27 protein-coding genes and 3 pseudogenes are annotated in these 24,811 nt (G+C 47.6%); 16 read left to right on the forward strand and 14 right to left on the reverse strand.

The window, feature by feature from the left end; genetic code table 11:
- Positions 1–116: 116 nt before the first annotated feature.
- From yeaR to K0778_RS21245, 3 genes and pseudogenes are all read left to right on the forward strand, one after another.
- Positions 117–365, forward strand: a pseudogene (gene yeaR / locus K0778_RS21235) (DUF1971 domain-containing protein YeaR); the annotation flags it as partial.
- Positions 366–368: 3 nt separating this feature from the next.
- Entirely contained in the window at positions 369–551 is a 183-nt protein-coding gene (locus K0778_RS21240; protein ID WP_000513737.1) for a DUF1869 domain-containing protein, read from the forward strand.
- Positions 552–698: 147 nt separating this feature from the next.
- Positions 699–947 (forward strand): GlsB/YeaQ/YmgE family stress response membrane protein, encoded by a 249-nt coding sequence (locus K0778_RS21245; RefSeq protein WP_016247284.1) that lies wholly within the window; start codon positions 699–701, stop codon positions 945–947.
- Between the two features lie 58 nt (positions 948–1,005).
- Here K0778_RS21245 and yoaJ read toward each other — a convergent pair whose 3' ends face one another.
- From yoaJ to dgcP, 3 genes are read right to left on the reverse strand one after another with little or no spacing between them, the layout of a single operon-like run.
- The gene (gene yoaJ / locus K0778_RS21250; RefSeq protein WP_001386836.1) at positions 1,006–1,080 is read right to left on the reverse strand and encodes a protein YoaJ; all 75 of its coding nucleotides are present in this window, start codon (positions 1,078–1,080) and stop codon (positions 1,006–1,008) included.
- 2 nt (positions 1,081–1,082) lie between these two features.
- Positions 1,083–1,181 (reverse strand): YoaK family small membrane protein, encoded by a 99-nt coding sequence (locus tag K0778_RS21255; protein ID WP_001219350.1) that lies wholly within the window; start codon positions 1,179–1,181, stop codon positions 1,083–1,085.
- A gap of 32 nt (positions 1,182–1,213) precedes the next feature.
- The gene (dgcP, locus tag K0778_RS21260) at positions 1,214–2,239 is read right to left on the reverse strand and encodes a diguanylate cyclase DgcP (protein WP_001424275.1); all 1,026 of its coding nucleotides are present in this window, start codon (positions 2,237–2,239) and stop codon (positions 1,214–1,216) included.
- A gap of 182 nt (positions 2,240–2,421) precedes the next feature.
- Between dgcP and yoaF the strand changes: the two genes are divergently transcribed.
- Entirely contained in the window at positions 2,422–2,676 is a 255-nt protein-coding gene (yoaF, locus tag K0778_RS21265; protein WP_000691930.1) for a DUF333 domain-containing lipoprotein YoaF, read from the forward strand.
- Between the two features lie 21 nt (positions 2,677–2,697).
- Here yoaF and K0778_RS21270 read toward each other — a convergent pair whose 3' ends face one another.
- Together K0778_RS21270 and nimT are read right to left on the reverse strand one after the other, a co-directional pair.
- Entirely contained in the window at positions 2,698–3,045 is a 348-nt protein-coding gene (locus K0778_RS21270; protein ID WP_001326526.1) for a DUF488 domain-containing protein, read from the reverse strand.
- 54 nt (positions 3,046–3,099) lie between these two features.
- Positions 3,100–4,281 (reverse strand): 2-nitroimidazole transporter, encoded by a 1,182-nt coding sequence (gene nimT / locus K0778_RS21275; protein ID WP_000128491.1) that lies wholly within the window; start codon positions 4,279–4,281, stop codon positions 3,100–3,102.
- A gap of 96 nt (positions 4,282–4,377) precedes the next feature.
- Between nimT and nimR the strand changes: the two genes are divergently transcribed.
- The gene (gene nimR / locus K0778_RS21280; protein ID WP_063084477.1) at positions 4,378–5,199 is read left to right on the forward strand and encodes a DNA-binding transcriptional regulator NimR; all 822 of its coding nucleotides are present in this window, start codon (positions 4,378–4,380) and stop codon (positions 5,197–5,199) included.
- Here nimR and K0778_RS21285 read toward each other — a convergent pair.
- A complete protein-coding gene (locus K0778_RS21285; protein WP_000460707.1) occupies positions 5,156–5,602 on the reverse strand; it encodes a DUF441 domain-containing protein in 447 nt (148 codons plus the stop codon). The two genes, nimR and K0778_RS21285, sit on opposite strands and share 44 nt — an antisense overlap.
- Before the next feature lie 169 nt (positions 5,603–5,771).
- Between K0778_RS21285 and yoaI the strand changes: the two genes are divergently transcribed.
- Positions 5,772–5,876, forward strand: coding sequence for a small membrane protein YoaI (gene yoaI / locus K0778_RS21290; protein WP_000999630.1), 105 nt, complete (start codon positions 5,772–5,774; stop codon positions 5,874–5,876).
- On the opposite strand, the gene yeaK is transcribed toward yoaI, so the two are convergent.
- The 5 genes from yeaK to yeaG form a co-directional block, all read right to left on the reverse strand.
- Positions 5,877–6,380, reverse strand: a complete 504-nt coding sequence (gene yeaK / locus K0778_RS21295) for a mischarged aminoacyl-tRNA deacylase (RefSeq protein WP_000138043.1) — start codon at positions 6,378–6,380, stop codon at positions 5,877–5,879.
- Between the two features lie 42 nt (positions 6,381–6,422).
- Positions 6,423–7,913: a diguanylate cyclase DgcJ gene (dgcJ, locus tag K0778_RS21300; protein ID WP_000766132.1), complete on the reverse strand. Its 1,491-nt coding sequence runs from the start codon at positions 7,911–7,913 to the stop codon at positions 6,423–6,425.
- 180 nt (positions 7,914–8,093) lie between these two features.
- Complete coding sequence (locus tag K0778_RS21305) at positions 8,094–9,569, reverse strand: GGDEF domain-containing protein (protein WP_000616433.1); 1,476 nt, start codon at positions 9,567–9,569, stop codon at positions 8,094–8,096.
- 146 nt (positions 9,570–9,715) lie between these two features.
- On the reverse strand, positions 9,716–10,999 hold the full coding sequence (locus K0778_RS21310; RefSeq protein WP_000219687.1) for a YeaH/YhbH family protein: 1,284 nt from the start codon (positions 10,997–10,999) through the stop codon (positions 9,716–9,718).
- A gap of 112 nt (positions 11,000–11,111) precedes the next feature.
- Complete coding sequence (gene yeaG / locus K0778_RS21315; RefSeq protein WP_001619525.1) at positions 11,112–13,046, reverse strand: protein kinase YeaG; 1,935 nt, start codon at positions 13,044–13,046, stop codon at positions 11,112–11,114.
- Between the two features lie 435 nt (positions 13,047–13,481).
- On the opposite strand from yeaG, the gene mipA reads away from it, so the two are divergent.
- Positions 13,482–14,228, forward strand: coding sequence for a scaffolding protein MipA (mipA, locus tag K0778_RS21320; RefSeq protein WP_000163771.1), 747 nt, complete (start codon positions 13,482–13,484; stop codon positions 14,226–14,228).
- A gap of 89 nt (positions 14,229–14,317) precedes the next feature.
- Positions 14,318–15,172 (forward strand): methylglyoxal reductase YeaE, encoded by an 855-nt coding sequence (gene yeaE, locus K0778_RS21325; protein ID WP_001186374.1) that lies wholly within the window; start codon positions 14,318–14,320, stop codon positions 15,170–15,172.
- A 47-nt stretch (positions 15,173–15,219) separates the two neighbouring features.
- Here yeaE and K0778_RS21330 read toward each other — a convergent pair whose 3' ends face one another.
- A complete protein-coding gene (locus tag K0778_RS21330) occupies positions 15,220–16,104 on the reverse strand; it encodes a D-hexose-6-phosphate mutarotase (protein ID WP_001295488.1) in 885 nt (294 codons plus the stop codon).
- Between the two features lie 83 nt (positions 16,105–16,187).
- The gene (gene gapA, locus K0778_RS21335; protein WP_000153502.1) at positions 16,188–17,183 is read right to left on the reverse strand and encodes a glyceraldehyde-3-phosphate dehydrogenase; all 996 of its coding nucleotides are present in this window, start codon (positions 17,181–17,183) and stop codon (positions 16,188–16,190) included.
- 341 nt (positions 17,184–17,524) lie between these two features.
- Between gapA and msrB the strand changes: the two genes are divergently transcribed.
- The 8 genes and pseudogenes from msrB to ydjG all read left to right on the forward strand — a co-directional run.
- Positions 17,525–17,938: a peptide-methionine (R)-S-oxide reductase MsrB gene (msrB, locus tag K0778_RS21340; protein ID WP_001284618.1), complete on the forward strand. Its 414-nt coding sequence runs from the start codon at positions 17,525–17,527 to the stop codon at positions 17,936–17,938.
- Between the two features lie 41 nt (positions 17,939–17,979).
- Positions 17,980–18,252: a YeaC family protein gene (locus K0778_RS21345; protein ID WP_001300415.1), complete on the forward strand. Its 273-nt coding sequence runs from the start codon at positions 17,980–17,982 to the stop codon at positions 18,250–18,252.
- 369 nt (positions 18,253–18,621) lie between these two features.
- Positions 18,622–19,698, forward strand: a pseudogene (locus K0778_RS21350) (zinc-binding dehydrogenase).
- Positions 19,699–19,724: 26 nt separating this feature from the next.
- Positions 19,725–21,104: an MFS transporter gene (locus K0778_RS21355; RefSeq protein ID WP_000435295.1), complete on the forward strand. Its 1,380-nt coding sequence runs from the start codon at positions 19,725–19,727 to the stop codon at positions 21,102–21,104.
- A 16-nt stretch (positions 21,105–21,120) separates the two neighbouring features.
- The gene (locus tag K0778_RS21360) at positions 21,121–22,164 is read left to right on the forward strand and encodes an NAD(P)-dependent alcohol dehydrogenase (protein ID WP_000798116.1); all 1,044 of its coding nucleotides are present in this window, start codon (positions 21,121–21,123) and stop codon (positions 22,162–22,164) included.
- 20 nt (positions 22,165–22,184) lie between these two features.
- A complete protein-coding gene (locus K0778_RS21365; protein ID WP_001556648.1) occupies positions 22,185–23,021 on the forward strand; it encodes a ketose-bisphosphate aldolase in 837 nt (278 codons plus the stop codon).
- Positions 23,022–23,025: 4 nt separating this feature from the next.
- Positions 23,026–23,973: a sugar kinase gene (locus K0778_RS21370; protein ID WP_001299568.1), complete on the forward strand. Its 948-nt coding sequence runs from the start codon at positions 23,026–23,028 to the stop codon at positions 23,971–23,973.
- 9 nt (positions 23,974–23,982) lie between these two features.
- Positions 23,983–24,708, forward strand: a pseudogene (gene ydjG / locus K0778_RS21375) (NADH-dependent methylglyoxal reductase); the annotation flags it as partial.
- A gap of 40 nt (positions 24,709–24,748) precedes the next feature.
- On the opposite strand, the gene K0778_RS27815 reads toward ydjG, so the two are convergent.
- Positions 24,749–24,811: hypothetical protein (locus K0778_RS27815; RefSeq protein WP_224236997.1), on the reverse strand; the 63-nt coding region annotated here is incomplete at its 5' end.

Raw genomic sequence — 24,811 nt, forward strand, 5'->3', positions numbered from 1 at the left:
TGGGACAGTATCCCTGACAGCCTACAAAACGCAATTGAAGAACGCGAGGCATCGTCTTAACGAGGCACCGAGGCGTCGCATTCTTCAGATGGTTCAACCCTTAAGTTAGCGCTTATGGGGTTTACCCACGCCTTTCCGTTATGCATGGGGCGGTCAAATATTTCGGCTACCCTGATGAACACAGTGCAGAGCCTGATCAGGTGATCCTTATCGAAGCGGGGCAGTTTGCGGTGTTCCCTCCAGAAAAGTGGCACAACATTGAAGCCATGACTGACGATACTTATTTCAACATTGACTTCTTCGTGGCTCCTGAAGTCCTGATGGAAGGTGCGCAACAACGGAAAGTCATTCATAACGGGAAATGAATCATGGGCAAAGCAACGTATACCGTGACCGTCACCAATAACAGCAATGGCGTTTCTGTCGATTATGAAACAGAGACGCCGATGACTTTGCTGGTGCCAGAAGTGGCGGCTGAAGTGATAAAAGATCTGGTGAATACCGTACGTTCTTATGACACGGAAAACGAACATGATGTTTGTGGTTGGTAATTATCACTGATCGTTGATGGCGCAATTTCTGCGCCATCGCAAAAAAAACCTCCGTGATGCTCGTCACAAATCTTGCCCTCCCGATGTTGTGCTATGCTTTTTATCAGCGACTAACCCGCTAATGCAAAACAGATAAGTGAGGAAACAATGGGCATTCTGTCATGGATTATTTTTGGGCTTATTGCCGGTATTCTGGCGAAGTGGATCATGCCAGGTAAAGATGGCGGTGGATTCTTTATGACTATCCTGCTGGGGATAGTCGGTGCCGTAGTCGGCGGATGGATCAGCACGCTGTTTTGCTTTGGTAAAGTCGATGGCTTCAATTTTGGCAGCTTCGTGGTTGCCGTTATTGGTGCGATTGTCGTGCTATTTATCTACAGGAAGATTAAAAGTTAACGCTTAAATTGCACAAAGGCTGCACACAGGCAGCCTTTGCTATTTTTTAGAGGTGACGTTACCACCATCCCAGCTCAGTGCCGAGTACGACAATAATCGCCACACCCATCATAATAATCGTTGTTTTTTTCATCTTTATGCTCCCGGGGCAGCATAGCCGCCAATAAAAAACCATGCTAAAAATACGACCGCTGTAATGAAGATTACAACCGGAAAAATAATACCGATTCGCATGTTATCACCAATCAAAAGGATGTGAATACGCCTCAGGAATGTAGCGCTGGATGCGCGACAAAAGGTGTTTTCTGTTTGTGTTTTTTCTCCTGATACATCGCAATATCGGCAGCATGCAGGGCACTGTCTGCATCGGTTGTTTCAGGATCGACTTCTACTATGCCAAGACTGGCACCGGGATAATACAAATCAACATCACCTAAGTGATATTCTCCACGTATTTGCTGCTGAATGCGTTCTCGCAGCGACGAAATATCCGCATTCTCGTTGTTTAGTGAAACAACTAAAAACTCATCACCGCCGAGACGACCAATAACTTCGCCATTTTGCTGGAGCGTATTAAGGCGCTCGCCAACCTGAATGAGAAACAGATCGTCACTATTATGACCAAAACGATCATTGATTAATTTGAAGTTATCCAGATCGATAAACGCGATCATTATCTTATGGTTAAGATGCCGGGCGAGGGAAAACAGTGTCGTCAGATTTTCAAAAATCGCCCGCCGATTCGGTAGCCCGGTTAACGAGTCGGTATACGATTGCGCAATCAGCGCAGCATTGGCTTCGCGCAGCTGTTCAACCAGTGCCTCTTTTTGAATATATTGTGCAATCAGTCCGGCGAATAACTGTAAAACCTGTTCCGCGCGTTCACTCCACTGGCGCTTCTCACTGCTGGCGGCGCAAAGCGTGCCATAGAATGATCCATCCGGTAAGTGAATTGGCGTGCTCAGAAATGTGGTGATGCCAAGATTGCGTGCCGCAATACAGTCACCCCAACGGTCGGGGACTTCATCGCTGAAAAAGCAGTTTTCATCAATGGCGCGTTTGCATAACGAGTAATCCCACGAGACGGTAAAATTCTCCGGGATGTACATTTTCTGGCTGTTACGGGCAAACATAATATGCTGCAGGCGCGCTTCGACATCCACTTTGGTCAGGTAGGTTGATTCCATATCAGTGACCATTTCCAGCATCTCCAGAAGCTGTCGGACCAGACTTTCCAGTGACTGTTCTTTGGCAAGGGATTGCGAGACGCGGGCGATAATCTGATCTGACACGGAACAACTCCAGGATACGGCGGGTAAATGCTGATTATTTAATCTTTGCAGGCATGATAAAACATCATCAACAAAGATGAAACAAGACGTAATATGTTTTGAGTGAATGTAATAAAAATAGTGCTGCAAAACAAAACGATACCGCGATACTCTAATCTTGGATAAATATGTGAGATCAATAAATGAAAATTATCAGTTTTGTTCTGCCTTGCTTGCTGGTCCTGGCTGGTTGTTCAACCCCTTCTCAGCCAGAAGCACCTAAACCGCCGCAGATTGGTATGGCAAATCCGGCGTCGGTCTATTGCCAGCAGAAGGGCGGGACGCTCATTCCAGTGCAGACAGCGCAAGGGGTCAGCAACAATTGCAAATTACCGGGCGGTGAAACGATTGATGAATGGGCATTGTGGCGGCGTGACCATCCGGCTGGTGAAAAATAACCGCCGGATGCTGTACTAAAATCACAAGCTACGTAGCCAGTCGGCCAGCACCAGCGCATGGTTCTGCGTGGTGTTTTTTGCTGAGTAGAGCAGGGTCAGCGGCTGTTTTTTGGCGATGTCCGCCAGCCGCTTTCCTTCTTGCTCGTGTTGCGCCAGTTCTGCAAGATATTGCTCGCGAAAGGTTGCATAATCGACGACTTCGCCGTGAAAGGCTTTGCGCAGTTCCGTTGACGGCGTGATTTCTTTATCCCACTCATCAAGGGCTAAATCGGTTTTTTTGATACCGCGCGGCCAGAGGCGGTCGACCAGTATGCGATAACCATCGCTCTGTTCAGCCGGATCATAAACGCGTTTGCACTGAATATTCATCGTGTTTGTTCTCCCTTTCACGCATGATTTGTTACGTCACTATAGCACCGGATATTAGCGAATTTCTTTGTCTCTCCCGGCGCAAAGTCCGAAAATCGCCATCAGTAGTGAAAGTATGGCAACACCCATAAGTGGTACAGACCAGTTACCGTTAGCATCGTGTATTTTACCCATCAGCGGCGGCCCACAGGCTGCCAACAAATACCCGACGGATTGTGCCATCCCCGAGAGTGCCGCCGCCTGATGCGCAGAACTAGCCCGCAGACCAATGAACGTCAACCCCAGTATCATTGTTGCGCCGGAACCAAAACCGAAAAGCAGAGTCCAGGTGATCGCGTGCGCTGGCATAAAGCAGAGCCCAACCGCGCCCACTGCGCACATCAAGGCAACGAACGCTGCAATACCACGCTGATCTTTCACATGATGTAAGAAAAGTGGGATCAGCAAACCGGGTGCTGCTGTGGCTAGTTGCAGCAAACCATGCAGTGAACCCGCCTGTGCTTCGCTATAGCCGTGACTGATGAGGATCGCCGGAAGCCAGCCAATAATCACGTAATAGACCAGTGAGTTGATCCCAAGAAACAATGTGACCTGCCAGGCAAGCGGCGAACGCCAGATACCCCGAGTATGTAAGGCGCGCGAGGTACTCAAATTTGCATGTTGTTGACTTCGCCACTGTGGCAGCCATAAAAAAAGAGCCAGCAGAGGAAAACACATCAGCATGAGCAACGCGCCTTGCCAGCCAAAACCGTTCAAAGCCAGCGGCACGACCATAGCCGATCCCAGTGCCGCTGCAGCTCCCATTGTCAGGGAATATGCACCGGTAAGTCTGGCGACGGAATGAGGGAAATCGCGTTTAATTAATCCTGGCAGTAAGACATTGCCTAATGCAATCCCACCGCCAATGACCGCTGTACCGCCAAATAATAAGTAAGGCGAAGGGAGAGAGCGAATTGCGATACCAGCACAGATCAAAAGTAACGCGGCAAACAGGCTACGTTCCATACCAAAACGTCGCGCTACCGGGGCAGCCAAAGGTGAGATTAGCGCAAAGGCCAATAATGGCAGGGTGGTCAATAAGCCGGTTTGCGCTGTCGTCAGCGAGTAAGCGGAACGAATCGTATCCAGTAACGGTGCTGCGCCGGTAAAGGTGACGCGTAATGTTGTGGCAATCATCAGAATGCCAGCGATAAGGACAATCCTGTTTTTGCCGCTTAATGAAGTTGAACAGGTCATATGCTTCTCATTGTTACAAACGAGGCTGTACCTTACCGTTTTTATTGTTATGTTGAATCAAGCTAAAATGACAAATTATCGCTAAGTTCGGACAAAATGATGCACAGGTTGAATCTCAATGGCTATGAACCCGACCGACACCATGAAGCCGCGGTCGCATTTTGTATTCACGCCGGAACGGATGAGTTAACCAGTCCTGTACATCAGCACCGCAAAGGACAGCTGATACTGGCGCTACATGGTGCAATTACCTGTACGGTGGAAAATGCTTTGTGGATGGTGCCGCCACAATATGCGGTTTGGATACCGGGCGGGGTGGAACATAGCAATCAAGTAACAGCTAATGCTGAACTCTGTTTTCTGTTTATCGAACCCAGCGCAGTGACAATGCCGACAACATGTTGCACATTGAAAATATCGCCCTTATGCCGGGAATTAATTTTAACCCTGGCAAACAGGACGACGACTCAGCGTGCTGAGCCAATGACCCGCAGATTAATTCAGGTCCTGTTTGATGAACTCCCTCAGCAGCCACAACAACAGCTGCACCTGCCCGTTTCTTCTCATCCTAAAATCAGCACGATGGTGGAGATGATGGCGAAAGGGCCTGTCGAGTGGGGGGCATTGGGGCAATGGGCTGGCTTTTTTGCGATGAGTGAACGCAATCTTGCCCGACTGATAGTAAAAGAGACGGGGTTGAGTTTTCGCCAGTGGCGTCAGCAGTTACAGCTGATTATGGCGCTTCAGGGATTAGTGAAAGGCGATACTGTACAGAAAGTTGCTCATACGCTGGGGTATGATTCAACAACGGCCTTTATTACTATGTTTAAGAAAGGCCTGGGGCAAACGCCAGGCCGATATATTGCGAGATTAACTACTGTTTCCCCACAATCAGCGAAACCAGACCCGCGGCAATAAGCGGCCCAACCGGTACGCCGCGAAACAGCGCTACGCCTAAAACAGTGCCTACCAGCAGCCCGGCGACCAGTTGCGGCTGGCTGCCCATTAACGTCACGCCGCGCCCACCCAGCCAGGAGACAATCACGCCTACTGCAATCGCCACCAGTGATTTCCAGTTCAGAAACGAGTGAATCAAGGTTGAGGGCGGTAGCGTCCCGCTGGCGATGGGGGCCATAACGCCAATCGTCAGAATGATTATCCCGATACTTAGCCCCTGTTTTTCAATCCACGGAAAAAAGGTGCTTAACGGTGTGACGCGGACAATGATTAACACCAGAATTGAAACGGCGACAGTGGTGTTATGACTGATAAAGCCCAGCGCAGCTAACCCGAGCAGGATCAGCAAAGTGACATCAAACATCGTGGTTTCCTTGCCAAAAAATAATAAGCCTGCTTACTTTACGCTTGCTGCAGGAAGGAAGTAGAAAATCTTTACGTTTTTTGCATAAAAAATCAGGCGAACTGTCATCAAACTGCCATTTGTGCACGCTAACAATAACGTGAAAACAGCTATCTCCCGGGGGCATGCTATGAACGATCAAATGTTTGTCGAGACACTGATTATCACGTCATCGTTTTTTGCCATTGCTGTTGTACTGGTTTTGTCCGTTCTTCTTATCGAACGGACCGGCTAGTTACGCAGTGCGGCGGAAATTGACCAGTTCTGGTTGCGCAATGCGCAAATAATCCGCGGTTTTCAAAATAACGGATTTATCCAGCATGCCTGCATTGAAGGCGATTTCATCAAATCGTTCGAAGAGTAGAGGGTCGGCAACCAGTTTGAGTTTTGGATGGAAGCTGAAAGGGGGGATCGCGCCGAAGACACAGCCTGTGAGTTCATCGACTTCCGCCGGGCTGGCCAACGAAGCGCGTAATCCGCCTATATGGCTGGCGAGTTGGCTCAGATCGGCCTGTTGATCGGCTGCGAGGATCGCCAGAACATGTTGATTTACGCCATTGCCTTTGACTTTACATACCAGTGCCTTAGCACCCTGGCCTAGAGCGGTGCCACGAATTTCTGACACCGCTTCACATTTACCTACCGCTTCATGGGTAACGACGCGGAAGTCAGCACCTTCTTGTGATAATAAAGCGATTAACCGCTGATGCGTCACGCTTCCTTTAGCCATTTCAGTCATTTCACGCTCCTGAGATTACAAGCAAACAACCACAGAAGGTTATCATGAACGGCTGTTTTTGTTCTGCTTATTGACATATAAACGCTCATCGGAAGCTTTATACGCATCATGTAACGTATCGTTTTCTTTCATCGCGTAAATACCGGAAGAGAAGCCGATCTCTTTCTGCGGCGCGATATGTTGCAGACGTTTTTCGATACGTTCAGGCAGTTGTGCTGCAATTTGCGGCGTCGAATCGACAAGAATGATGCAGAATTCATCGCCACCGAGTCGGATGGCATAATCACTTTTACGAATCGACTGTTTAATCGCCTGAGCTAATAACGTAATCGCTAAATCCCCCTCCTGATGACCGAGGGTGTCATTTATTTGCTTTAACTTGTCCATGTCAATAGCAATAAACATCACCGAAGAACCGGATTGCACCAGTTTCTGCAACCGCTGCTCCAGTTCAGGGGTTAAAATTTTGCGATTATACAGTCCAGTCATCGCATCACTAATATTTTCTCGCGACACATTTTGGTATAAACGGAAGTGCATCCGCACCATATTCAGCAAAATTAACGCCGTCAAAATCCAGAACAGAACGCTTTTCCACGAAGACGTGATAAAGTAAAGAATATCAATGGATAACGAGACACGAATGCCGCCCGGTAAGTCATGGACGTAACTGACATACTGGAACAGATTATCTTCGCTCTGGTTGATGATAATGTCGCGCCCCGAATCGGTATCGGTTAGCGTGACATTGAGAAAACGCCAGAGGAGAGGGCGGTCATGAGTATAAAAGATATTCCGCAGATTGTTTTTGTTAATATCCAGCAGCACAATCCCTTTTAGCTGCCCTGCGACATATACCGGCGTCAGCAAACTCATCACGTTCTGTTTAGTACGCTGATCCTGGTAAATGCTCGACAATACGGTACGCCCGGTAAATACCTTTTCAATATCTTTGCGATCGATGCCAATACTTCCTGACTGCAGGAAGGACCAGTTATTCATCGCAAAGTATTCAACATTAACCGGCTCATAAAAATAGACATAGCGGTCATTGAGATCGAGATAATAGTGAAATTTCTCTTCGGCCATCCCAAGACCTGAACCGTAATCATCCTGGTGGCGGTTGCCTTCCACTGCCTGATCAAAAGCGGGTAATAGTGCTGCAGCTTCCACAATTGTGTCGCAGTCAGTGGATGCGGTTTGTAGTGTGCCGCGTAAGCCCGGGTATTTATGGGCAGTCAGGTTTAAGCCATGGGTGTTATTGGCAGACTCAAAAGCCTCGCAGATGGCGCGCCGCTGTTCTGGCGACACTTCCGACTGCTCAGCAGCGAGAGCGCGCATCACATGCGCGGCAATACTCTGATTCTGATACTTATCATAAAGAAAGGAGGAGTCTGCTTTCTGCACGATATAGCGCAGATAGGCACTCATTGCTCTGTCGCTGGCGACAAGTTCAAAAATAAGGAAGGAAGATGTCAGCACAATGACACTTGCGGCGATAAAATGCCGGAGCATTCTATGGTGCAATTTCATGATAAATGGCACTCCTTCGGTTAGTGAAACGAGAAAACCAGATAAAGTTCGATTGCGGCCTGGCACAGGGGCGCTAATTATACTCATCTCTGCGCCGCTGGGGAGGGGAAATTTAGGGGTAATAGTAATAAATTGTATGCAAAAGCCACGCAAAAAGCATGGCTCTGAATATTTTTGCACTTAAATATGATGAATAATCACTTTGTTGCCCCCCTCGCTTTTCGCTTCGCGTAAGGCTTTATCTGCTTCCGTCATGACAAGCGAGATATTACGCGTGTCACCCGTTGAAAAAACCGTGCCAATACTGATGGTCATTTGTTCAGGAACATCATATCTGTTACTAAAGCCGGTCAGGAGTTCGACATTTTTACGCATACGTTCCGCAATGATTTTTGCCTGGGCACTATTGAGTTCGGTAAATAGCAAGCCAAACACCTCACCCTCCAGTCGCGCTAAAATATCATCGGGGCGGATGCTTTGCTGGATAATATCGACAATTGAAACCAGCACTTTATCACCCACACGATGTCCCCATTGGGCATTGATGCGTTTGAACTGATTAATATCAACCAGCATGACACAGAAGTCCTTAACAACAGGTCGCGACAATAATGACTCTACGCTGTTGAAAAAGTAGCGCCGATTATAAATATTGGTCAGCACATCATGAACTGCCAGTTTGCTGGAGAGTTGCAGCTCCTGAAAAATGTTATAAATCAGAAAAGACACAACAAACAGTTTACTGGAAACTTCAATCCCGCGACTGATATACCAGATAGTATAATTATACTCATCCAGAGTCAGTAGAAGTAAGTTGCAGCATAGCGATGCCAGACATAATAATGCTATTAACGGCCATAGTTCGCTGGCTAATCGTGTGCGCATGATAATAAAGAACAGTAAAAATGCCCACAGACAAACCAATATTTTTGTATAGTTGATTCCCCAGGTCGCAGTATGGTTGTCCGGACAGTAATCGACGACATACAAAGAATAGTCAGCGTTATAACTGCTCAGATTGTGTGCCAGAAGGGGAAAAACTAAAAAAGGGATCAGCGCCAGCAACAGGATTCCCGTTTTTTTCTTATTGTTGTCAAGGATGTTGTCTTTTCCATAACAAAAGAGCGCCAGCGAGGTTAAACAAATAAAACTGAGTTGGCGGAAAATATAGAAAATAGAAACATCATTCGACTTTGTCTGGATCAGTGTACTGCCGTTAATTGGTTTATGGATAATTACAATGGTTTCAACTAAATAGATAAGGCCACTTAAAAATGCAAGGCTTAAAATGAGTGTTGGTAAAATTTGTTTGTTAGTGAAATATTTCATTAACATGAAAAGAAAAATGACGGCGTTAAGGAAAAACAAAGCCACAACAACCATCAGGTAATTCATCTGTGGGATGAGTTTTACATTTGTGTTTTCGTTATATAAGGTAGTAATGCAAAATAAAATTAACGTCAGCAATAAACTGAAAATAAAAAAGCTTTGAGCTTTTAATTTTTGTGTACCCATAGAAACCATAAAAAGGAGAGCAATGTGAGTGCTGGATTTTATTGATGGCAGAGATATATAGTTTTGACCAGGATCAATTTTCGTTAACGATAAAAAATATTTAAAGAATAACCCCATGGAAATACGTGTTGACTGAATCATTTTTCCGAATGATTGTTTTCTGGAACTAAATTATGTAAAGGTTATGCTGTCATATTTAAAGCGATTGTAAGCTAATGTATGTAATAAATGAGATAATTTACAGTAAGCTAAAAATCAGCCAGGCGATAATGACCTGGCTGATAGTTTTAGCCTTTAGCTGTTGCATTTTGTTTATGAAACAGTTCACGGAACACCGGATAAATATCATCCTGGTCGCGGATGTGCTGCATCGCAAAGTTGTCGAAAGTAGATTGCAGATGCTCATATTCTCGCCACAATGTCTGATGTGCACGACGGGTAATTTCGATATAGCTGTAATAACGAACAACAGGTAATAATTTTTTCGCCAGGATTTCATGGCAAAGCGGAGAGTCATCGGCCCAGTTATCGCCGTCCGATGCTTGTGCAGCGTAAATATTCCACTGTGCCGGGTTATAACGCTCTTTCACTACCTCATCCATCAGTTTCAGGGCGCTGGAAACAATGGTGCCGCCTGTTTCCTGCGAGTAGAAAAACTCATGTTCATCGACTTCTTTCGCCTGGGTATGATGGCGGATGTATACGACTTCCACGTTCTTATACGTTCTGCTGAGGAACAGATACAGCAGAATATAAAAACGCTTAGCCATATCTTTAGTGGATTGATCCATTGAACCGGAAACGTCCATCAGGCAAAACATCACTGCCTGGCTGGAGGGATCGGGCCGCTTCTCGTAGTTCTTGTAACGTAAATCGAAGGTGTCAATAAAAGGGACGCGTTCAATTTTGGCACGTAATTCTGCAATTTCTTTGCGCAGACGTTCCTCTTCCAGCAGTTGCGCAGGTTCACTGTTGCTGATGATGGCCAAATTCTCTTCCAGTGCATGAAGTTCCCGCCGCTTGCCTGCCGTCATGGCTGTGCGTCGCGCCAGTGAGTTCTGCAATGAACGCACAACGCTGATATTGGCCGGAACGCCGTTAGCGGTATAACCCGCCCGATGCGTTTTATATTCGGTCAGCTGGCGTTGTTGGTTTTGTTTCAGATTCGGTAAGGCCAAATCTTCAAAGAGCAGATCAAGATACTCATCTTTCGAAATCTGAAAGACAAATTCATCCTGACCTTCACCATCCTGGCTGGCCTGGCCCTGACCACTGCCGGAACCTCCGCCGCCACCCTGGGGACGTTCAATTCGGTCGTTCTGGACGAAATGGTCATTGCCCGGATGCACGCGGTGGCGCAGACCGCCACGCCCCTGATGAAACATCGGTTCGCTAATATCTTCCGTGGGAATGGATACGGATTCGCCGCTGTCGACGTCAGTCACCGAACGCTTATTAATGGCCTCGGAGATCGACTGTTTAATTTGCGCTTTATAACGGCGTAAAAAACGCTGGCGATTCACCATGCTTTTGTTTTTGCCGTTCAGACGCCGGTCAATAAACCAGGTCATATGCCCCCCGTACTACATTTGCCAACTGTATGCTACGCCTGTGTTGCCGCTTCTCAGGCCCACGGTTCGCTGTCGTTGTAGGCCCGGTAACATGTGTACCGGGCCAGGGTTGTTAAGACGATTTACGTACGCGCAAATACCATTCGCACAGTAAACGCACCTGTTTACGGGTGTAGCCTTTTTCCATCATACGGTCGACAAAGTCGTCGTGTTTCTTCTGCTCGTCGGTTGACGTTTTGGAGTTAAACGAGATAACCGGCAACAGCTCCTCGGTATTGGAGAACATTTTCTTCTCGATGACCGTGCGCAGTTTTTCATAGCTGGTCCAGTTCGGATTGCGTCCGCTGTTATTCGCTCTGGCGCGCAGTACGAAGTTAACAATCTCGTTGCGGAAATCTTTTGGATTACTGATCCCCGCCGGTTTCTCGATTTTCTCCAGCTCGGCGTTAAGAGACTCGCGGTCAAACAGCTGCCCAGTATCCGGATCGCGATACTCCTGATCCTGAATCCAGAAATCCGCGTAGGTAACATAACGGTCGAAAATGTTTTGCCCATATTCGGAATAGGATTCAAGGTAGGCCGTCTGGATCTCTTTGCCGATAAACTCGGCATATTTCGGGATCAGATAACCTTTCAGGAACTCCAGATAGCGTTCTGCCTGCTCTTGTGGGAACTGCTCGCGCTCAATCTGCTGTTCCAGGACGTAGAACAGATGGACCGGGTTTGCTGCCACTTCTACATGATCGAAGTTGAACACGCGGGAGAGGATCTTAAACGCAAAACGCGTCGACAGACCGTTCATCCCTTCATCGACACCGGCGTAGTCACGATATTCCTGATACGACTTGGCTTTGGGATCGGTGTCTTTCAGACTTTCGCCATCATAAACCCGCATCTTTGAATAAATGCTGGAGTTTTCTGGCTCTTTCAGGCGCGAAAGAATGGAAAAACGTGACAGTGTTTCGAGCGTGCCAGGGGCGCATGGGGCGTGAGTCAATTCACTGTGATTAAGCAATTTCTCGTAGATTTTGATCTCTTCGGAAATGCGCAAGCAATACGGCACCTTCACGATGTAAACACGATCGAGGAAGGCTTCGTTGTTTTTGTTATTACGGAAAGTGACCCATTCGGACTCGTTCGAGTGTGCGAGAATAATCCCGTTGAACGGCAGGGCGGAGATACCTTCCGTCCCGTTGTAGTTACCTTCCTGAGTGGCGGTTAACAAGGGATGCAGCACTTTAATCGGTGCTTTAAACATCTCAACGAATTCCATGATCCCCTGATTGGCGCGGCACAGCGCACCGGAATAGCCGTAGGCGTCCGGGTCATTCTGCGCGTAGTGTTCGAGTTTACGAATATCGACTTTCCCAACCAGCGCGGAGATGTCCTGGTTGTTCTCATCGCCGGGTTCCGTTTTGGCGATAGCAATTTGTTGCAGAATTGACGGCCAGACCTTCACTACCCGGAACTTAGTGATATCGCCACCAAATTCATGCAGGCGTTTTGCCGCCCACGGCGACATGATGGTGCCGAGATAACGGCGAGGAATGCCATACTCTTTTTCCAGAATCTGCGCATCTTCCTGCGGATTGAAAAGACAGAACGGATGATCGTTGACCGGGCTACGCTCACCGTTGGCGCTCAATACATAAATCGGTACGAGCTGCATTAATGATTTCAGTCGCTCAGCAAGCGATGATTTACCCCCACCCACAGGCCCCAGCAGATACAGGATTTGTTTCTTCTCTTCCAGCCCCTGAGCCGCGTGTTTCAGATAAGAGACAATCTGTTCAATCGCGTCTTCCATGCCGTAAAACTCTTCAAACGCCGGATAACGTGCAATGACCCGGTTAGAAAAGAGTCGAGAAAGTCTGGGTTCCTGGGCTGTATCGACCATGACAGGCTCACCGATAGCCATCAATAGCCGCTCAGCCGCGTTGGCATAAGCACTGCGATCTTGCCGACAAGTGGTAAGAAACTCCTGCAGTGTGAACTCTTCGTCCTTGGCAGCTTCATATCGCTGGCGATAGTGATCGAATATATTCATGGTATGCCGTCCTTTCGTTTTTTAGCACAGGTTAAGAGCCGTTCATATGAATAGTAGAGGCTCCCGGAAGAGGTAAACTGAACGACGTCTCTTGCTAAAACACAGCAACTCTCATGCCATTTTATCGACGATGAGAACAACGTGCCCGGTGATACACCTTCAAAATTAAGCGTAGATGGCAAATGGAAAACTTGCCTGCACGGCTTTCTTAATTTCAATGGCATATCAACAACTCATCCATAAATTTTGCATAATTAATGTAAAGACCAGGCTCGCCAGTAACGCTAAATTCATTTGGCTGTAAGCGCGGTGTCATCCGCGTCAGGAAAATTAAACAGTTACTTTAAAAAATGAAAACGTAAAAAGGTTGGGTTTCGATGTATTGACGGGTAAACTTTGTCGCCCGCTAAACATTTGTTTAAGGAATGATTAATTGTGACCAAACTCAAACTTCTGGCACTTGGAGTGCTTATCGCAACGTCTGCAGGCGTAGCGCACGCTGAAGGTAAATTTTCCCTGGGCGCAGGCGTAGGTGTCGTTGAACACCCATATAAAGATTACGATACCGATGTTTACCCAGTACCGGTAATCAACTATGAAGGCGATAACTTCTGGTTCCGTGGCTTAGGTGGTGGTTACTACCTGTGGAATGACGCAACGGATAAACTTTCAATTACCGCTTACTGGTCGCCGCTTTACTTCAAAGCGAAAGACAGTGGCGATCACCAAATGCGTCACCTGGATGACCGTAAGAGCACCATGATGGCTGGTCTGTCTTATGCTCACTTTACCCAGTACGGTTACCTGCGTACCACCCTGGCTGGCGATACCCTGGATAACAGCAACGGCATCGTCTGGGATATGGCCTGGTTGTATCGTTACACCAACGGTGGCCTGACCGTGACTCCGGGTATTGGTGTGCAGTGGAACAGCGAAAACCAGAACGAATACTATTATGGCGTATCGCGCAAAGAGTCCGCTCGCAGCGGTCTGCGTGGCTATAACCCGAACGACAGCTGGAGCCCTTACCTGGAGCTGAGCGCCAGCTACAACTTCCTCGGCGACTGGAGTGTTTACGGTACCGCACGCTACACCCGTCTGTCTGATGAAGTTACTGACAGCCCGATGGTGGATAAATCCTGGACTGGCCTGATTTCTACCGGGATCACCTACAAATTCTGATAATGCATCTTTCCAGGGCATTTTGTGCATAAAAACAGGGCGTCACGCCCTGTTTTGCATTACGGTGGTGCAATACCTGGGAGGAAACAATGCAACAAAAAATGATTCAATTTAGTGGCGATGTCTCACTGCCAGCCGTAGGGCAGGGAACATGGTATATGAGCGAAGATGCCAGTCAGCGCAAAACAGAAGTTGCTGCACTACGCGCGGGCATTGAACTCGGTTTAACCCTCATTGATACCGCCGAAATGTATGCCGATGGCGGTGCCGAAAAGGTGGTTGGGGAAGCATTAACCGGTCTGCGAGAGAAGGTCTTTCTCGTCTCTAAAGTCTATCCGTGGAATGCTGGCGGGCAAAAAGCGATAAATGCATGCGAAGCCAGTTTACGCCGTCTCAATACTGATTATCTCGATCTTTACTTATTACACTGGTCTGGCAGTTTCGCTTTTGAAGAGACTGTCGCAGCGATGGAAAAATTGATCGCCCAGGGAAAAATCCGCCGCTGGGGCGTTTCTAACCTTGATTATGCTGATATGCAGGAACTCTGGCAGCTGCCGGGGGGAAATCAGTGTGCCACTAATCAGGTGCTTTACCATCTCGGTTCACGAGGAATTGAGTACGATCTACTCCCCTGGTGCCAGCAACAGCAGATGCCGGTGATGGCTTACAGTCCGTTAGCCCAGGCCGGGCGGTTGCGCAATGGACTGTTAAAAAACGCGGTAGTCAACGAAATTGCACATGCTCACAATATCAGCGCGGCACAAGTATTGTTGGCGTGGGTGATCAGTCATCAGGGTGTGATGGCGATTCCAAAAGCGGCCACGATTGCCCATGTCCAACAAAATGCGGCTGTGCTTGAGGTCGAACTTTCTTCAGCGGAATTAGCTATGCTGGATAAGGCATATCCGGCACCAAAAGGAAAAACTGCGCTGGATATGGTGTGATGTTGTGTGCCGGATGCATCGCACCCGGCACACAACATTAACGTAAATTAACGTTTCGCAACGCGAATGGATTGCGCCAGATGTGCAGGTTTCTCTTTGGTCACTTTTTGCGTTTCTGAAGCGTAAGCCGTTTCTACACAAACAAATGTTTTGTAGCCATCATCCGGCATATCGCCCATGCTAATTGAAAGCGCCGGTCCCGGGTTCCAGCCGACAACGTTCAGATGATGCTGGTGGCCTACGGCGATAATACGATTCAGCGCTTCATCATTAATCACGCTGCAATCTTGTGGATTCAGATACACGCGATCGGTACGGTCAGGGAAGGTCTGAATACCATCGGTCAGTACATCTTCTTTCGCGTCATTCACTTTATCAATGAAGCGATCGCCCAGCCCACTGACGCTTACCTTAGCGATATCACCCACGTTAAAGTAGGTATGCAGGGCAGAGGTGGTTTCAAATTCGCCATGTGATTCAAGATCGATTTCACAAGTTTTACCCACGCGGAAATGCGCTAACAGCGTAAAGTCGTGCGGCCAGAATTTTTTCGTCTCTTCGCTTTGCGTCAATTCAAAAGTCAGCGCTACGCCATTAGCATCTTCACGATGTGATTTCAGCGTCCACGGCAGGTTGCGGGCAAAACCGTGCGCAGGCAGGCCTTGTTGTGCCGCCGGACCAAACCACGGCCAGCAAACCGGTACGCCACCGCGAATAGCGATGCCATTTTTGAACGGTGTGTTGTTGCTCAACCACAGAACTTCTTCTTCACCCGCAGGTTTCCACGAGAGAAGGTGTGCGCCCTGTAATGCAAAAGAGGCTTTTACCTGGGGATGATCGACCACAATGAGGTCCAGTTCATCCAGTTTACGACGGGAGAGGACAGGGGAGATTTGTTCGATGACCGGAAGGGCAAAAATTTTCTTAATCATGACGCAGTCCTTTAACTTCATTTTATCAGGTAAAAAAAAGAGCGACCGAAGTCGCTCTTTTTAGATCACAGTGTCATCTCAACTTATTTGGAGATGTGAGCGATCAGGTCCAGAACTTTGTTGGAGTAACCGGTTTCGTTGTCGTACCAGGATACCAGTTTCACGAAGTTGTCGTTCAGAGCGATACCAGCTTTAGCATCGAACACGGAAGTGCAAACTTCGCCGTTGAAATCGGTAGATACTACGTCATCTTCGGTGTAGCCCAGAACGCCTTTCATTTCGCCTTCAGCAGCAGCTTTAACGGCAGCTTTGATCTGCTCGTAAGTTGCAGCTTTTTCCAGACGAACGGTCAGGTCAACTACAGATACGTTCGGGGTCGGAACGCGGAACGCCATACCAGTCAGTTTGCCATTCAGTTCTGGCAGTACTTTACCTACAGCTTTAGCAGCACCGGTAGAGGACGGGATGATGTTCTGGGAAGCGCCGCGGCCGCCGCGCCAGTCTTTGTGAGACGGGCCATCAACGGTTTTCTGAGTAGCGGTAGTAGCGTGAACGGTGGTCATCAGACCTTCGATGATGCCGAAGTTATCGTTGATAACTTTAGCCAGCGGAGCCAGGCAGTTGGTGGTGCAGGAAGCGTTGGAAACGATGTCCTGGCCAGCATATTTGTCGAAGTTAGCGCCTTTAACGAACATCGGAGTGTTGTCTTTAGACGGACCAGTCATAACCACTTTCTTCGCACCAGCGGTGATGTGTTTACGAGCAGTTTCGTCAGTCAGGAACAGACCAGTTGCTTCAGCGACAACGTCAACACCAACTTCGTCCCATTTCAGGTTAGCCGGATCACGTTCAGCGGTAACACGGATTTTTTTACCGTTAACGATCAGATGACCGTCTTTCACTTCAACGGTACCGTCGAAACGGCCGTGAGTGGAGTCATATTTCAGCATGTATGCCATGTAATCAGCGTCTAACAGGTCGTTGATTGCAACGATCTCGATGTCAGAACGTTTCTGAGCAGCACGGAAAACAATGCGACCGATACGGCCAAAACCGTTGATACCTACTTTGATAGTCATATATTCCACCAGCTATTTGTTAGTGAATAAAAGGTTGCCTGTAAAATTACAAAAACCTTACGCAGCGTCAAGCGGAATCGTGTCAATCATTGCGACAAATCAATCCTGTGCCTAAGCATTACGCGACTGACTCGCCTCACTCTTCCTTTGGGCTTGAGACCACATGGGGTCGGCGCCCCGAATTTTAAAGGGCAATTACGATAAAAATGTGATTTTCATCACGATTTAGGTGCAGCCATTTCGTCGAGATCAAGTTTAGGACAAAATTTTGCCAGTTGGTGTTAATGTTTTGTTAGAATCAGTCACGTAATGTGAGCACGATTAAAGTGAGATGTGAGCAAATGGCTAATAAACCTTCGGCAGAAGAACTGAAAAAAAATTTGTCCGAGATGCAGTTTTACGTGACGCAGAATCATGGGACAGAGCCGCCATTTACGGGTCGTTTACTGCATAACAAGCGTGACGGCGTATATCACTGTTTGATCTGCGATGCCCCGCTGTTTCATTCCCAAACAAAGTATGATTCCGGCTGTGGCTGGCCCAGTTTCTACGAACCGGTAAGTGAAGAATCCATTCGTTATATCAAAGACTTGTCACATGGAATGCAGCGCATAGAAATTCGTTGCGGTAACTGTGATGCCCATCTGGGGCATGTCTTCCCCGACGGGCCGCAGCCAACGGGCGAACGTTATTGTGTTAACTCTGCCTCTTTACGCTTTACCGATGGCGAAAACGGCGAAGAAATCAACGGTTGAAAAAACGATTCAGCAACTTATTCCATAGGAGCGGAAAAATTATGAATCTTGATGACATTATCAACAGCATGATGCCTGAGGTATACCAGCGTTTGTCGACCGCCGTTGAACTGGGGAAATGGCCTGATGGCGTTGCGTTGACCGAGGAACAAAAAGAGAACTGCCTGCAACTGGTGATGCTGTGGCAAGCCCGCCATAATATCGAAGCACAGCATATGACAATTGACACAAATGGTCAGATGGTCATGAAGAGCAAACAGCAGTTAAAAGAAGATTTTGGTATCTCAGCAAAGCCTATTGCCATGTTTAAGTAAGTGGTTCATCCCCTTTTTGCCTCGGCTATGAAGGGGATAGCCAACAATGACCCCACGACTCATCTCAATTATCTCGCCATGACCTGGCTAAGTCCCAGTCCGATCTCTTGCCGTCCCGTTCACACCTGAATGACTTCTCCTGAACTTAAGTCTCAGACCTATTTGGCCGGTAATCCCTCTCGAATTTGCTCTTTTTGCGCCCCGCCTTCCATCAACCTGTAACAGACCCAGCCATTTTCTGCGTAATTGTGATCTGAGTTGTAAAACGCAGATCATTATCTGTTTTTTACAGATTTAATGTTGACCTCAAAAATCATGTGGGTAAGTATGATGGCCATCTAAGCAAAACTAAACACAGAGGATGACGCAATGAAAGCACTGGCTCGGTTTGGCAAGGCCTTTGGCGGCTACAAGATGATTGATGTCCCACAACCCATGTGTGGCCCGGAAGATGTAGTGATTGAAATTAAAGCCGCGGCAATCTGCGGCGCAGACATGAAGCACTACAATGTCGATAGCGGTTCTGATGAGTTTAACTCTATCCGCGGCCATGAGTTCGCAGGTTGTATTGCGCAGGTTGGTGAAAAAGTCAAAGACTGGAAAGTGGGGCAACGCGTCGTATCGGATAACAGCGGTCACGTTTGCGGTGTTTGTCCGGCCTGTGAATAAGGTGATTTTCTGTGTTGTACAGAAAAAGTAAACCTTGGTCTGGATAATAATACCTGGGGCGGTGGTTTTTCCAAATATTGTCTGGTTCCTGGTGAAATTCTCAAAATTCATCGTCATGCGTTGTGGGAAATCCCTGATGGTGTTGATTATGAGGACGCAGCCGTACTTGACCCTATCTGTAATGCCTACAAATCCATCGCGCAGCAATCGAAATTCCTTCCTGGTCAGGATGTGGTCGTCATCGGCACTGGCCCACTCGGGCTGTTCTCCGTACAAATGGCGCGAATTATGGGGGCGGTAAATATCGTCGTCGTTGGTCTGCAAGAAGATGTGGCGGTCCGCTTCCCGGTTGCAAAAGAACTGGGTGCGACGGCAGTAGTAAATGGTTCTACCGAAGATGTGGTGGTGCGCTGCCAGCAAATTTGTGGCAAAGACAATCTGGGACTGGTGATTGAATGCTCCGGTGCCAATATCGCACTGAAACAAGCCATCGAAATGCTCCGCCCGAACGGGGAAGTGGTACGCGTTGGAATGGGCTTCAAACCTCTTGATTTCTCGATTAATGACATTACCGCCTGGAACAAAAGCATCATTGGGCATATGGCCTATGACTCCACCTCATGGCGTAACGCTATCAGGCTCTTAGCCAGCGGCGCTATCAAAGTCAAACCGATGATTACGCATCGTATCGGCCTGTCGCAATGGCGCGAAGGGTTTGATGCGATGGTCGATAAAACCGCAATCAAAGTGATCATGACTTACGACTTTGATGAATAACCACTCTCCTGAAGGAACGTTATCGCATGGAACAGATAACAAAACCGCATTGTGGTGCACGGCTGGATCGCTTACCGGATTGCCGCTGGCATTCATCAATGTTTGCCATCGTCGCGTTTGGCTTGCTTGTCTGCTGGAGTAATGCCGTTGGTGGCTTGATCCTCGCGCAGCTGAAAGCGTTGGGCTGGACAGATAATTCCACCACAGCCACATTCTCAGCAATCACGACCGCCGGAATGTTTCTCGGTGCGCTGGTGGGCGGCATCATTGGCGACAAAACCGGTCGCAGAAATGCGTTCATCCTCTATGAGGCCATTCATATTGCCTCGATGGTTGTCGGTGCTTTCTCACCGAATATGGATTTTCTTATTGCCTGCCGTTTTGTGATGGGAGTTGGGCTGGGAGCTTTACTGGTTACACTGTTTGCTGGTTTCACCGAATATATGCCCGGTAGAAATCGCGGAACGTGGTCCAGTCGGGTTTCCTTTATTGGCAACTGGTCATATCCGCTCTGTTCATTGATTGCGATGGGACTCACGCCGCTGATTAGTGCAGAGTGGAACTGGCGGGTACAACTGCTTATCCCTGCAATATTGTCGCTTATCGCTACGGCGCTGGCCTGGCGCTACTTTCCTGAATCCCCGCGCTGGCTGGAATCGCGCGGACGGTATCAAGAAGCCGAGAAAGTCATGCGGAGTATAGAAGAAGGCGTCATACGCCAGACGGGTAAACCTTTGCCGCCTGTGGTTATTGCTGATGACGGTAAAGCGCCACAAGCGGTGCCGTATTCAGCCTTACTGACAGGAGTATTACTGAAACGCGTGATATTAGGCTCTTGTGTGCTGATTGCCATGAACGTTGTGCAGTACACACTAATTAACTGGTTGCCAACAATATTCATGACCCAGGGGATTAATTTAAAAGACTCGATTGTTTTAAATACCATGAGTATGTTTGGCGCGCCATTTGGTATTTTTATTGCCATGCTGGTGATGGATAAAATTCCGCGTAAAACAATGGGTGTGGGGCTATTAATCCTGATTGCGGTGCTCGGATATATCTATTCACTGCAAACCAGTATGTTGCTCATAACGTTGATTGGTTTCTTCCTGATTACTTTCGTCTATATGTACGTTTGCTATGCCTCGGCAGTGTATGTCCCTGAAATCTGGCCGACAGAGGCCAAACTCCGTGGCTCCGGTCTGGCGAATGCGGTAGGGCGAATCAGTGGTATTGCCGCACCTTATGCCGTTGCAGTGCTGCTCAGTAGTTATGGCGTAACGGGAGTCTTTATTCTTCTGGGGGCTGTTTCAATTGTTGTCGCAATTGCTATCGCCACCATTGGAATTGAAACCAAAGGTGTCTCCGTTGAAAGTTTAAGTATTGATGCAGTAGCCAATAAATAATACGGGTGGATTCAAAATGAAAAATTCAAAAGCAATATTGCAGGTGCCGGGCACAATGAAAATTATTTCAGCAGAAATACCAGTGCCTAAAGAAGATGAAGTTTTGATTAAAGTAGAATATGTCGGTATTTGTGGTTCAGATGTACATGGTTTTGAATCAGGCCCGTTTATTCCGCCTAAAGACCCAAATCAAGAAATTGGCCTGGGTCATGAATGCGCCGGGACGGTTGTGGCTGTGGGAAGCCGCGTGCGCAAATTTAAACCGGGGGATCGGGTAAATATCGAACCTGGCGTTCCTTGCGGTCACTGTCGTTACTGTCTGGAAGGCAAATATAACATCTGCCCGGACGTTGATTTTATGGCGACACAACCCAACTACCGCGGCGCATTAACGCACTATCTGTGTCATCCGGAGAGCTTTACTTACAAACTGCCAGACAATATGGACACGATGGAAGGGGCGCTGGTGGAGCCTGCCGCAGTCGGGATGCATGCCGCGATGCTGGCAGATGTTAAACCGGGTAAGAAGATAATTATTCTGGGAGCAGGTTGTATTGGTTTGATGACGTTGCAAGCGTGCAAATGCCTGGGCGCAACGGAAATTGCCGTCGTTGATGTGCTGGAAAAACGTCTGATAATGGCGGAACAACTTGGTGCGACAGTGGTTATTAACGGCACAAAAGAAGACACTATTTCACGCTGTCAGCAATTTACCGAAGACATGGGCGCAGATATTGTTTTCGAAACAGCGGGTTCTGCGGTCACCATTAAACAGGCACCTTATCTGGTAATGCGCGGCGGTAAAATTATGATTGTTGGTACTGTACCGGGCGATTCGGCAATCAATTTCCTCAAAATCAATCGCGAAGTCACTATCCAGACGGTATTCCGCTATGCCAATCGTTATCCGGTCACGATTGAAGCTATTTCTTCAGGGCGATTCGATGTGAAATCGATGGTGACGCATATTTACGATTATCGGGATGTACAACAGGCATTTGAAGAGTCAGTTAACAACAAACGCGACATTATTAAAGGCGTTATTAAAATTAGCGATTAATTAATACGGGAGAACAGAATATGCTCGCAGATATCAGATATTGGGAAAACGATGCCACAAATAAACATTATGCAATTGCCCATTTTAACGTATGGAATGCAGAAATATTGATGGGCGTTATCGACGCAGCCGAAGAAGCGAAATCACCGGTTATTATTTCTTTTGGTACAGGTTTTGTCGGCAACACCTCATTTGAAGATTTCTCTCACATGATGGTATCAATGGCACGAAAAGCAACTGTGCCGGTAATAACTCATTGGGATCATGGTCGGAGTATGGAGATTATTCATAACGCCTGGACTCATGGTATGAATTCATTAATGCGTGATGCTTCTGCATTTGATTTCGAAGAAAATATTCGTTTAACCAAAGAGGCTGTCGATTTCTTCCATCCGCTGGGTATTCCGGTAGAGGCGGAATTAGGGCATGTCGGTAATGAAACCGTTTATGAGGAAGCGCTGGCGGGCTATCACTATACCGATCCTGACCAGGCGGCTGAATTTGTTGAACGTACGGGCTGTGACTCATTGGCTGTCGCCATCGGCAACCAGCATGGGGTTTATACGTCAGAGCCACAATTGAACTTTGAGGTCGTCAAACGCGTACGTGATGCCGTTTCTGTTCCGCTGGTTTTGCACGGTGCATCGGGGATCAGTGATGCCGACATTAAAACTGCAATTTCGTTGGGTATCGCGAAAATCAACATTCATACGGAGCTCTGTCAGGCCGCAATGGTCGCAGTGAAAGAAAACCAGGATCAGCCTTTCCTGCATTTAGAACGTGAAGTACGTAAAGCTGTAAAAGAACGGGCATTGGAAAAAATTAAACTGTTCGGTTCTGATGGCAAAGCGGAATAATGATATGGATAATCTCGACGTTATTTGTATAGGTGCCGCTATTGTTGATATTCCATTGCAACCGGTCAGTAAAAATATCTTTGATGTGGATTCTTATCCTCTTGAAAGAATCGCAATGACCACCGGGGGTGATGCAATAAATGAAGCAACAATTATTTCTCGTCTGGGCCATCGTACAGCATTAATGAGCCGTATTGGTAAAGATGCCGCAGGACAGTTTATTCTCGACCATTGCCGCAAAGAGAATATTGATATTCAAAGCCTGAAGCAGGACGTCAGCATAGATACCTCTATTAACGTTGGACTGGTGACGGAGGATGGCGAGCGGACGTTTGTCACAAACCGTAACGGCAGTCTGTGGAAATTGAATATTGACGATGTTGATTTTTCGCGGTTTTCTCAGGCGAAATTATTATCTCTGGCCAGTATTTTCAACAGTCCTCTATTGGATGGTAAAGCGCTAACAGAAATTTTTACGCAAGCTAAAACCCGGCAGATGATTATCTGTGCCGATATGATCAAACCGCGGTTGAATGAAACGCTGGATGATATTTGCGAAGCATTGAGTTATGTCGATTATCTGTTTCCTAATTATGCCGAGGCAAAATTACTCACCGGGAAAGAGACATTGGATGAAATTGCTGACTGCTTTCTTGCGTGCGGCGTAAAAACGGTGGTGATTAAAACGGGTAAAGACGGCTGCTTTATCAAGCGTGGTGACATGACGATGAAGGTGCCGGCGGTCGCAGGAATAACCGCCATCGACACCATTGGCGCGGGCGATAACTTTGCTTCAGGTTTTATTGCGGCACTGTTAGAAGGCAAAAATCTGCGTGAATGCGCACGCTTTGCCAATGCAACGGCGGCTATCTCGGTTCTAAGCGTCGGTGCCACCACCGGCGTAAAAAACAGAAAGCTGGTCGAACAATTGCTGGAAGAATACGAAGGATAATGAAGGCAAATGAAAAAGATACCTTTAGGCACAACGGATATTACGCTTTCGCGAATGGGGTTGGGGACATGGGCCATTGGCGGCGGTCCTGCATGGAATGGCGATCTCGATCGGCAAATATGTATTGATACGATTCTTGAAGCCCATCGTTGCGGCATTAATCTGATTGATACTGCGCCAGGATATAACTTTGGCAATAGTGAAGTTATCGTCGGTCAGGCGTTAAAAAAACTGCCCCGTGAACAGGTTGTAGTAGAAACCAAATGCGGCATTGTCTGGGAACGAAAAGGAAGTTTATTCAACAAAGTTGGCGATCGGCAGTTGTATAAAAACCTTTCCCCGGAATCTATCCGCGAAGAGGTAGAAGCCAGCTTGCAACGTCTGGGTATTGATTACATCGATATCTACATGACGCACTGGCAGTCGGTGCCGCCATTTTTTACGCCGATCGCTGAAACTGTCGCAGTGCTTAATGAGTTGAAGGCTGAAGGGAAAATTCGCGCTATAGGCGCTGCTAACGTCGATGCTGACCATATCCGCGAGTATCTGCAATATGGTGAACTGGATATTATTCAGGCGAAATACAGTATCCTCGACCGGGCAATGGAAAACGAACTGCTGCCGCTATGTCGTGATAATGGCATTGTGGTTCAGGTTTATTCCCCGCTAGAGCAGGGATTGTTGACCGGCACCATCACTCGTGATTACGTTCCGGGCGGGGCTTTGTTGAATAAATCAGATTTCGGGTAAGTCTCCCCCGTAGCGGGTTGTGTTTTCAGGCAATACGCACGCTTTCAGGCATACCTGCTTTCGTCATTTTGTTCAGCGCTCGTACCAG

It is taken from the genome of Escherichia sp. XD33, from assembly GCF_019375075.1.
GTDB classification, from domain to species: domain Bacteria; phylum Pseudomonadota; class Gammaproteobacteria; order Enterobacterales; family Enterobacteriaceae; genus Enterobacter; species Enterobacter flexneri_A.